This is a genomic window from Gemmobacter sp. (assembly GCF_016792925.1).
In the GTDB taxonomy this organism is placed as follows: Bacteria; Pseudomonadota; Alphaproteobacteria; order Rhodobacterales; family Rhodobacteraceae; genus Gemmobacter.
In genome coordinates this window covers 1-9,509 of sequence record NZ_JAEULU010000011.1, presented here as the reverse complement: position 1 = coordinate 9,509, position 9,509 = coordinate 1, and the positions used below count along the sequence as shown (strand labels likewise).

General features: G+C 67.3%; 11 protein-coding genes. 6 read left to right on the top strand and 5 right to left on the bottom strand.

Annotation, left to right across the window (positions count from 1 at the left end):
• Positions 1–236: 236 nt before the first annotated feature.
• Together purS and JNN06_RS00430 are read right to left on the bottom strand one after the other, a co-directional pair.
• Positions 237–476, bottom strand: coding sequence for a phosphoribosylformylglycinamidine synthase subunit PurS (purS, locus tag JNN06_RS00435; RefSeq protein WP_291237627.1), 240 nt, complete (start codon positions 474–476; stop codon positions 237–239).
• Between the two features lie 12 nt (positions 477–488).
• Positions 489–1,262 carry a phosphoribosylaminoimidazolesuccinocarboxamide synthase gene (locus JNN06_RS00430; RefSeq protein ID WP_291237626.1) on the bottom strand — a complete coding sequence of 258 codons (774 nt, stop codon included), beginning with the start codon at positions 1,260–1,262 and terminating at the stop codon, positions 489–491.
• Between the two features lie 205 nt (positions 1,263–1,467).
• Here JNN06_RS00430 and JNN06_RS00425 point away from each other — a divergent pair, with 205 nt between their 5' ends.
• The 3 genes from JNN06_RS00425 (at position 1,468) to bmt (ending at position 4,899) form a co-directional block, all read left to right on the top strand.
• The gene (locus JNN06_RS00425) at positions 1,468–1,782 is read left to right on the top strand and encodes a DUF1476 domain-containing protein (RefSeq protein WP_291237625.1); all 315 of its coding nucleotides are present in this window, start codon (positions 1,468–1,470) and stop codon (positions 1,780–1,782) included.
• Positions 1,783–2,015: 233 nt separating this feature from the next.
• Complete coding sequence (locus JNN06_RS00420) at positions 2,016–3,794, top strand: phosphatidylglycerol lysyltransferase domain-containing protein (RefSeq protein ID WP_291237624.1); 1,779 nt, start codon at positions 2,016–2,018, stop codon at positions 3,792–3,794.
• Positions 3,795–3,876: 82 nt separating this feature from the next.
• Complete coding sequence (bmt, locus tag JNN06_RS00415) at positions 3,877–4,899, top strand: betaine--homocysteine S-methyltransferase (RefSeq protein ID WP_291237623.1); 1,023 nt, start codon at positions 3,877–3,879, stop codon at positions 4,897–4,899.
• Positions 4,900–5,008: 109 nt separating this feature from the next.
• Here bmt and JNN06_RS00410 read toward each other — a convergent pair whose 3' ends face one another.
• Entirely contained in the window at positions 5,009–6,094 is a 1,086-nt protein-coding gene (locus tag JNN06_RS00410) for a PA0069 family radical SAM protein (protein WP_291237622.1), read from the bottom strand.
• Positions 6,095–6,238: 144 nt separating this feature from the next.
• On the opposite strand from JNN06_RS00410, the gene JNN06_RS00405 reads away from it, so the two are divergent.
• The 3 genes from JNN06_RS00405 to JNN06_RS00395 all read left to right on the top strand — a co-directional run bounded on the left by JNN06_RS00405 (position 6,239) and on the right by JNN06_RS00395 (position 9,012).
• A complete protein-coding gene (locus JNN06_RS00405) occupies positions 6,239–6,931 on the top strand; it encodes a B12-binding domain-containing protein (RefSeq protein ID WP_291237621.1) in 693 nt (230 codons plus the stop codon).
• 78 nt (positions 6,932–7,009) lie between these two features.
• The gene (locus tag JNN06_RS00400; RefSeq protein WP_291237620.1) at positions 7,010–7,651 is read left to right on the top strand and encodes a DUF1638 domain-containing protein; all 642 of its coding nucleotides are present in this window, start codon (positions 7,010–7,012) and stop codon (positions 7,649–7,651) included.
• Positions 7,648–9,012 (top strand): FAD-linked oxidase C-terminal domain-containing protein, encoded by a 1,365-nt coding sequence (locus tag JNN06_RS00395; RefSeq protein ID WP_291237619.1) that lies wholly within the window; start codon positions 7,648–7,650, stop codon positions 9,010–9,012. The genes JNN06_RS00400 and JNN06_RS00395 overlap by 4 nt, the downstream gene beginning before the upstream one ends.
• On the opposite strand, the gene JNN06_RS00390 is transcribed toward JNN06_RS00395, so the two are convergent.
• On the bottom strand, positions 9,006–9,170 hold the full coding sequence (locus JNN06_RS00390) for a hypothetical protein (protein ID WP_291237618.1): 165 nt from the start codon (positions 9,168–9,170) through the stop codon (positions 9,006–9,008). The two genes, JNN06_RS00395 and JNN06_RS00390, sit on opposite strands and share 7 nt — an antisense overlap.
• Before the next feature lie 161 nt (positions 9,171–9,331).
• A partial coding sequence (locus JNN06_RS00385) for an alpha-isopropylmalate synthase regulatory domain-containing protein (protein ID WP_291237628.1) occupies positions 9,332–9,509 on the bottom strand: 178 nt, incomplete at its 5' end.

Below are 9,509 nucleotides of genomic sequence, written 5' to 3'. Positions count from 1 at the left end.
CCTCGTGGTTCTCGGGCAAAGGTCTCGGGATTGCCAGCCTCCTAGCGTAAAGGCGGCCACCCTGCCAGTGCAAAATCCTATGTCGCAGCACCCGGGGGCAAGGGCAGATGGATATTTGGGCCAAGATGAAAGAGAAAGCGCGCGCCCTTCATCTTGGTTCAAATATCCATCTTGCTTTGGAACGACAAAAGCCGCCGGGCGGCACCCGGCGGCTTTGTGTCTGCAAGAGCGCAGGCTCAGACCAGCTCGACCGAGTATGTCTCGATCACGGTATTGGCCAGCAGCTTTTCGCACATCGCCTTCACCTCGGTTTCGGCGGCGGCGCGGTCGGTGGCGGCGAGGTCAAGCTCGATCACCTTGCCCTGACGCACGGCCTCCACCCCTTCAAAGCCCAGGGTGCCAAGCGCGCGGCGCACGGCCTCGCCCTGCACATCCAGCACTCCGGTTTTCAGCATCACGGTCACACGCGCTTTCATGGGGCAGCCCTCTCAGTTGATCAGCGTCGGCTTGGGGGTATGGGTGACATTGGACGGCAGCACGCCAAGGCGCCGCGCCAGTTCGGTATAGACATCGGCCAGCGGGCCGGGCTCGCGCACCTGCCCCTCGCGGTCGGGGGTATCCAGGCCGCGCATGTCCCACAGGCGGCAGCTGTCGGGGCTGATCTCGTCGGCGACGATCAGGCGCATGAAATCGCCTTCCCAGATGCGGCCCACTTCCAGCCGGAAATCCATCAGCCGCACGCCCACGCCCAGCATGACGCCCGACAGGAAATCGTTCACCCGCAGCGCCAGCGCCACCATGTCATCAAGATCTTGCTGATTGGCCCAGCCAAAGGCGATGATATGCTCTTCCGCCACCAGCGGATTGCCCAGCTTTTCGTCCTTGTAGTAATATTCGACGATGGGGCGCGGCAGACCCATGCCTTCGGGGATGCCAAGGCGGCGCGACAGATCGCCCGCCGCGTAATTGCGCACCACCACTTCCAGCGGCAGGATTTCCGCCATGCGCACCAGTTGCTCGCGCATGTTCAAGCGGCGGATGAAATGCGTGGGCACGCCAATGGCATTCAACCCGGCCATGAAGAATTCGCTCAGCCGGTTGTTCAGCACGCCCCGGCCCTCCAGCGCGCCTTGCGGCGGCGCATCGGCCTGATCGCCGGCGGGGGCGGCATCATCCTTGAAGTACTGGATCAGGGTGCCCGGCTCCGGCCCTTCGTAAAGGATCTTCGCGCTGCCCTCGTAAACCTTCTTGCGGCGTGCCATGTACTTTCCCGAATCGCGACAGGGACGGCGACACCCTTGCGCGCCCGTCCTTTGCTGCGGCTATAGTGCAGCCCCTGCCCGGCTGCAAGGTTCACGCCCGCCGCGCCGGTTTTGCGCGCGGCCTGTGGCGCTTGCACCCTTGCGATGCCGCCACCGCGCGGGCATATGAAGGGAGAGACATATTCACCTTTCAGGGGGCCTGACCATGACCACCTTCAACGACCGCGAAAACGCGTTTGAAAACAAGTTCGCGCATGATGCCGAGATGCAGTTCAAGGCCGATGCCCGCCGCAACAAGCTGGTCGGCCTCTGGGCGGCGGGGCTGCTGGGCAAATCGGGCGAGGAGGCGACCGATTACGCCCTCACCGTCGTGATGGCCGATCTGGAAGAGGCCGGGATCGAGGATGTGGTGCGCAAGCTGGCCGCCGATCTGGCAGGCAAGGCCTCCGCCGACGAGATCCGCGCCAAGATGACCGAGCTGCTGCCGGTCGCCAAGGCGCAGTTGATGGCGGAACTCTGATCGCCGCAACGGCAGATCGGACCATTGGAAAGCCGCCCCCTTGTGGGCGGCTTTTTGCATGTGGCCCTCCGCAATGCCCCCCCGCCAGAGATGGCCGACCACATATTCGCGTCGGATTTGACCTGTTAACGGTTTGGCCACCCTGAGCGCCGATGCTGATCCGGTGGGATCGAAGGGGTTGGCGGATGATGGGTCAAGGTTGGCCGGGCAGGCGCCCGTTTGCGCGCGCGGCCGTGCTGCGGGAAGGGATCGGGGCGCCGGGGCGGCTGATCGGCCGCGCGGCGCTGTCACTGGCAGCGGCGGGGTTGTTTCTCTGGCTGCTGGCGGATCGGCTGCAAAGCCTCGATCTGGCTGCGACCCGCGCCGCCTTCACCGCGCTGGAGGCCTGGCAATGGCTGGCGGCCACGCTCGCCACCGGGCTCAGCTTCTGGGCGCTTGGCCGCTATGATGACGTGATGCACCGCCATCTGCGCACCGGGCGCCATGGCGCGGCCTCGGTCCGGGCGGGGGCGGCGGCGATTGCCGTGTCGCAAAGCCTCGGGCTCGGGCTGGTGACCGGGGCGCTGATGCGCTGGCGGCTGCTGCCGGGGATGAGCCTTTGGCAGGCGACCCGCCTGACGGCGGCGGTCAGCGGCGGCTTCTTTCTGGCCTGGGGGATCGTGACGCTGCTGGCTCTGGCCGCTCTGCCCGGCCCGTTTCAGCCCGTCGCCCTGTGGGGCCTGCCTGCGCTGGCCATGCTGCCCTTGCTGTGGCGCCTGCCGGTGCCCTTGCCGAATGCCTTCCTGTCGCTTCGTCTGCTGGGTTTTGCGGCGCTGGATCTGGGGGCGGCCACGCTCGCGCTTTGGCTGCTGTGCCCGGCCGGGGCCAGCCCCGGCCTTGCGGCCCTGTTGCCCGCCTATCTGTTGGCCCTCGGGGCGGGTCTGGTCTCGGGCGCGCCGGGCGGACTGGGCGCCTTTGAGGTCACCTTGCTTGGCCTGCTGCCCGGCACGCCCGAGGCGCCGATGGTGGCCGCGATCCTTGCCTTTCGGGCGATCTATTACGCGCTGCCCGCGCTTTTGGGCACGCTGGCGCTGCTGCGCCCCGGCCCGCCCCCGCGCCGCACGCCCCTGCCGCCCGCACCGCATCTGGTGGCCCACGCCCCCCGGGCGGAATGCGGGCTGCTGCGTCAGGGCCACCTGAGCCTCGAGCGGATGGGCGCCGCAATCTGGCTGATCGGGCGCAGCCCGCATCTGCTCACCGCCATGTTCGATCCGGTCACGGGCCCGGCCGACCTGTCGGCCCTCGCGCGCGGTGCCCGCGCCGAGGGGCGCTGGCCGGTGATCTACAAGGCCTCGGCCCGTCCTGCGGCGCGCGCCCGGGCAGAGGGCTTGCGCAGCCTGCGCATCGCGCGTGAGGCCGTGCTGGCGCCGCAAAGTTTCACGCTGACCGGCAGCGCCCGCGCGGGGCTGCGGCGCAAGCTGCGACAGGCCGAGGCCGCCGGTCTGCGGATCGGCGAGGCCCTCCCCGACGCGCTGCCCATGGCCGAAATGGCGGTGCTGAACCGCGACTGGAGCCTGATGCGCGGCGGCGAACGCGGCTTTTCCATGGGGCGCTTTGCCCCGGACTACCTGCGCCGCCAGCGGGTGTTTCTGGCCTGGCAAGGCGCGCGCCTCATGGCCTTTGCCAGCTTTCATGCCGGACCGCGCGAATGGGTGCTGGATCTGATGCGCCAGACCCGCGACGCGCCCGAGGGCTGCCAGCACGCGCTGATCATCGCGGCCCTCGAAGTGGCGCGGCGCGAGGGCCAGACCCGGCTGAGCCTCGCGGCCCTGCCGGATCTGGCCTTCCTGCCCGCCAGGCTGCGCCGCCGGTTCGAGGCCCCCTCTGCCGGGCTGGCGCAGTTCAAACACAGCTTCGCCCCCCGCTGCGAACCGCTTTATCTGATCGTGCCGCATCTACCCGCCGCAGCGCTGGCCGCCCTCGACCTGAGCCGCGCCATCCGCCATCCCCCGCCCCTGCCCGACACCGGATAGGGCCGGAGATCGGATAGACGATTGCAGCGCGGCGCGCGCCATGGCACATGGTAGCCCATCCAATACCCCGTGAGGACATGCGATGACCGACGCGCTTTCCAGATTGCTTGCCACCCGCGACTGGCTGATGGCCGATGGGGCCACTGGCACCAACCTGTTCAACATGGGCCTGGAATCGGGCGAGCCGCCGGAATTCTGGAACACTGACAAGCCCGACAATATCCGCACCCTCTATCGCGGCGCGGTGGAGGCCGGGTCGGACATCTTCCTGACCAACACCTTCGGCGGCAATGCCTCGCGGCTGAAACTGCACGGCGCGCAAGGCCGCGTGCATGAGCTGAACCGCGTTGGCGCCGCCCTTGCGCGCGAGATCGTCGATGCCTCCGGGCGCGAGGTGGTGGTGGCAGGCTCGGTCGGCCCGACGGGCGAGATCATGGCCCCGATGGGCGCCCTGACGCATGAGCTGGCGGTGGAAATGTTCCATGAACAGGCCGAGGGCCTGAAGGCCGGGGGCGCCGATGTGCTTTGGGTCGAAACCATCTCCGCCCCCGAGGAATACCGCGCCGCCGCCGAGGCCGCCGCGCTGGCGGGCATGCCCTGGTGCGGCACCATGAGCTTTGACACCGCCGGGCGCACCATGATGGGCCTGACCTCCTCCGACCTCGCAGCCCTGGTCGAGAAACTGCCGAACCCGCCGCTGGCCTTTGGCGCCAATTGCGGCGTCGGCGCCTCGGATCTGATGCGCACCGTGCTGGGCTTCTTTGGCCAGGGCACCGAGCGCCCCGTGATCGCCAAGGGCAATGCCGGTATCCCGCGCTATCAGGATGGCGCGATCCATTACGATGGCACGCCCGAGCTAATGGCCGCCTATGCCGTGCTGGCCCGGGACGCCGGGGTGAAGATCATCGGCGGCTGCTGCGGCACCATGCCCGAGCATCTGAAAGCCATGCGCGCCGCGCTGGAAAACACGCCGCGCGGGCCGCGCCCGACGCTGGAAGACATCGTGGGCAAGCTGGGTGCCTTCTCCTCGGCCAGCGATGGCACCGGCGCCGGTTGCGGCCATGACCACGGCGCCCCGCGCCGCGAGCGCCGCCGCACGCGGTAAGAAACAGGAAGACTGGATATTTGGGCCAAGGTGAGAGGGGACGCCCGCGCGCCCGTCTTTCACCTTGGTTCAAATATCCAAATCCTGCCCTGCCCGCCGCGCCATCACCTCAGAACAGCGCGAGCTGATCGCCCGGCGCGGGTGGGCGCGCGAACAGATCGCAGCGCAGCGGCGGTTGCGGCACCGTCAACCCCAGCCGGGCGCAAGCCTTGCTGAACCGCTGCGCGATCAAGTCGGACCACAGCCCTTCGCCCCGCATCCGCCGCCCCCAGTCGGCGGCATAATCCTTGCCGCCATGCAGCTCGCGGATGCGGGCCATCACCTTGGCGGCGCGGTCCGGCGCATGGGTCGCCAGCCAGTCCTGCACCAAGGGCGAAACCTCGCGCGGCAGGCGCAGCATGATCCAGCTTGCCGCCTGCGCCCCCGCCCCGGCGGCGGCGGTCAGGATCGGCTCCAGCTCGTGATCGGTCAGGCCGGGGATCACCGGCGCCACCATCACCCGCACCGGCACCCCGGCATCAGCCAGCCGCCGGATCGCCGCCAAACGGCGCGCGGGTGCCGGGCAGCGCGGTTCCAGCCGCCGCGCCAGCCCCGCGTCCAGCGTGGTGACCGAAAGCCCCACCCGCACCAAACCCTTGGCCGCCATCGGCGCCAGCAGGTCCAGATCGCGTTCGATCAGCGTGCCCTTCGTGGTGATCGCGGTCGGGTGGTTCCAGTCATGCAGCACCTGCAAGACACTGCGCATGATGCGATGCTCGGCCTCGCAAGGCTGGTAGGGGTCGGTATTGGTGCCAAGCGCCATCGGCGCCACCTGATAGCCCTTGCGCCCGATCTCGGCGGCCAGCACCGCATCAATGCCCGGTCGGGCGATCAGCCGGGTTTCAAAATCAAGACCGGGCGAGAGGTTCAGATAGGCATGGCTGGGCCGCGCGAAGCAGTAGATGCAGCCATGCTCGCAGCCCCGATAGGGGTTCACGCTGCGGTCAAAGGGCAGATCGGGCGAGCGGTTGTAGCTGATGACCGAACGCGGCCGCTCCAGCCGGACCTCGGTGCGCAGAAGCTGCGCCTCCTCCAGCATGTCCCAGCCATCGGCCACGGCCTCGCGCTGCACGGCCTCGAACCGACCGGTTTCATTGCGGCCCGCCCCACGGGCGCGGATCACGGTTTCAGGCCTGAGGTCATGCGGCTTGCTCATGATCAATATTAGAACATTTCATGAACCAACCGCAAGCCCGGCCCTTGACTGTCGCCTTTGTTTGCGGCCATGTCGCAAAGCGCAAAGTGGACGCGTCGCAATCGGCGCATTCAGATGGCAGACCCCTTCCCGCAGGAGCCGCAAATGGCCGACGAAGACGACATCATCCTTTCCGAACTGAACGACGAAGAGCTTGTCCTGCAAATGCATGACGACCTCTATGACGGTCTGAAGGAAGAGATCGAAGAGGGCGTCAACATCCTGCTGGAGCGCGGCTGGACCCCCTATGACGTGCTGACCAAGGCGCTGGTCGCGGGCATGACCATCGTGGGCGCCGACTTCCGCGACGGCATCCTGTTCGTGCCGGAAGTGCTGCTGGCCGCCAACGCGATGAAGGCCGGCATGGCGATCCTCAAGCCGCTGCTCGCTGAAACCGGCGCGCCGCGCATGGGCAAGATGGTCATCGGCACCGTCAAGGGCGACATCCACGACATCGGCAAGAACCTTGTCGGCATGATGATGGAAGGTGCCGGTTTCGAGGTGCTGGATCTGGGCATCAACAACTCGGTCGAGAAATACCTCGAGGCGCTGGAAAGCGAAAAGCCCGACATCCTCGGCATGTCGGCCCTGCTGACCACCACCATGCCCTATATGAAAGTCGTGATCGACACGATGAAGGAAAAGGGCATGCGCGAGGATTACATCGTGCTGGTCGGCGGTGCGCCGCTGAACGAGGAATTCGGCAAGGCGATCGGCGCCGATGGCTATTGCCGCGATGCCGCCGTGGCGGTCGAGATGGCCAAATCCATGGTTGCGCGCAAGCACAACAGCCTGTGATCCCTGCCGCAAGGCTGCACGAGGCCCCGGCATGTCCGGGGTCTTTTGCTTTTCGGCCCCAGCCCCTAAGGTGATGTGATGGATTTGCCCGATGACAGCACCCTGACCCGCGCCGGTCTCGCCCCGATGGGCGGGCGCGTCCTGCTGCTGGCCTGTGGCGCGCTGGCGCATGAGGTGTTGGCGATCAAGCGCGCGGGCGGCTGGGATCATCTGGATCTGCAATGCCTGCCCGCCAATCTGCACCTCTGGCCCGACCGCATCCCGGCGGCGGTGGAGGCGGCGGTGAAGGCTGCGCCCCATGAGCGGGTCTTTGTGCTTTACGCCGATTGCGGCACGGGCGGGCAGTTGCAGGCCACTTGCGACCGGCTGGGGGTCGAGATGATCGCCGGGCCGCATTGCTATTCGTTTTTCGAGGGCAATGACCGTTTCGCCAAAATCGCCGAAGACGAGATCACCGCCTTTTACCTCACCGATTTCCTGACGCGGCAGTTCGATGCCTTTGTCTGGCGCCCGATGGGCTTTGACCGCCACCCCGAGCTGATCCCGATGATGTTCGGCCATTACACCAAGCTGGTCTATCAGGCGCAGACCGATGACCCTGCGCTGGATGCCAAGGCGCAAGAGGCCGCCGCCCGGCTGGGCCTGGCCTATGAGCGCCGCTTTACCGGCTATGGCGATCTGGCTCCCTTCCTTGCGCAAGCCGCGAAAGACCCTGCATGACCCCCGCCTTTGCCGCCCTCGCTGCCCTGCTGGGCGACCGCTTCACCACCGCTGATGCCATCCGTGCGGAACATGCGCAAAGCGAAACCCATATCGCAGCGGGGCTGCCCGATGCGGTGGCCTTTCCCGAAACCACGGCCGAGGTCTCGGCGCTGCTGACAATCGCCCATGAACACCGGCTGCCGGTGATCGGCTGGGGCGCGGGCACCTCGCTGGAGGGGCATGCGCTGGCGGTGCAAGGCGGCATCACTGTGAATTTCGCCCGCATGGCGCAGGTGCTGGAGGTGCGGGCGGAGGATATGCTGGTGCGCGTGCAGCCCGGTCTGACGCGCGAGGCGCTGAACACCGAGCTGCGCGCCACCGGCCTGTTCTTCCCGGTCGATCCCGGCGCCAATGCGAGCCTTGGCGGCATGGCGGCCACCCGGGCCTCGGGCACCACCGCCGTGCGCTATGGCACCATGCGCGATGCGGTGCTGGGGCTGGAGGCCGTGCTGGCCGATGGCACGGTGATCCGCACCGGCACGGCGGCGCCAAAATCGGCCTCCGGCTATGATCTGACCGCGCTGTTGGTCGGCTCCGAGGGCACGCTGGCGCTGATCACCGAACTGACCCTGCGCCTGCAAGGCCAGCCCGAGGCGGTCTCGGCGGCGGTCTGCACCTTTGCCGATATGGCGGCGGCGGTGGATTGCGTGATCGAGACCATCCAATCCGGCATCGCCATGGCGCGGATCGAGTTTCTGGACCCGACGGCGGTGGCCGCCTGCAATGCTTATGCCGGGCAATCGCTGCCCGAGGCGCCGCTGTTGCTGGTGGAGTTTCACGGCTCGCCCGCAGCAGTCGCGGAACAGGCACAGCGCTTTGGCGAGATTGCTGCCGGGCATGGCTCCACCGGCTTTCGCTGGGCCGACCGCGCAGAAGATCGCGCCGCCCTGTGGAAGATGCGCCATGCCGCCTATCCGGCCTGTCTGGCCGCGCACCCCGGCGCCACGGCGGTGGTCACCGATGTATGCGTGCCGATCTCGCGCCTGGCAGAGGCGGTGCAGGAAACAAGGGCCGAGATTGCGGCCAGCGCCATTCCCGGCCCCATCCTAGGCCATGTCGGGGATGGCAATTTTCACGCCATCCTTCTGATTGCCAAAGACAATCCGGCCGAGGCCGCCGAGGCCAAGCGTCTGGCCGCCAATATGGCCACGCGCGCCTTACGCCTTGGCGGCACGGTGACGGGCGAGCATGGCATTGGCTTGGGCAAGCTGGCCTATATGCAGGCCGAACACGGGGCGGGATGGGCAGTCATGGGCGCGGTGAAACGCGCCCTTGATCCGCTGGGCATCCTCAACCCCGGCAAGCTGGTGCCTCAGTAGTAGGACACGAACCGGCGGCGGAAGCGGCCGGAATCGACCTCACGCTCGCGCATTTCCAGATCATAGCGGCTGGCGGCGGCGTTCAGATAATCGCGCTCGATTTCCTCGACCGAGGGAATGTGCAAAGCGCGGATGAAGCGGCTGACGGTATTCAACATTGGGAAACCTCTTGGGTTGCCCTCCCTGCCGGTGAATATAGGTCAGCGCCCCTGCCCTGACCATTGCCGATAGCGCCGTGCCGCCCTGCGCCTGCTGCAAAGCCAGAAAAGGAAGAGGCGGCCCCCGATGGAAGCCGCCGCCCTGCCCCGTTCCGCGCCGGTCAGCCCGCGTCGCGGTAATCGACCGTCTTCACATCATCGCCGGGATTCGATTTTTTCCGCCGCTCGATCAAGCGGTTCAGCGCATTCACATAGGCTTTCACGCTGGCCACAATGGTATCCGTATCGGCGGATTGGCCGGTGGCGATACGCCCCTCTTCCTCGATCCGCACCGAGACC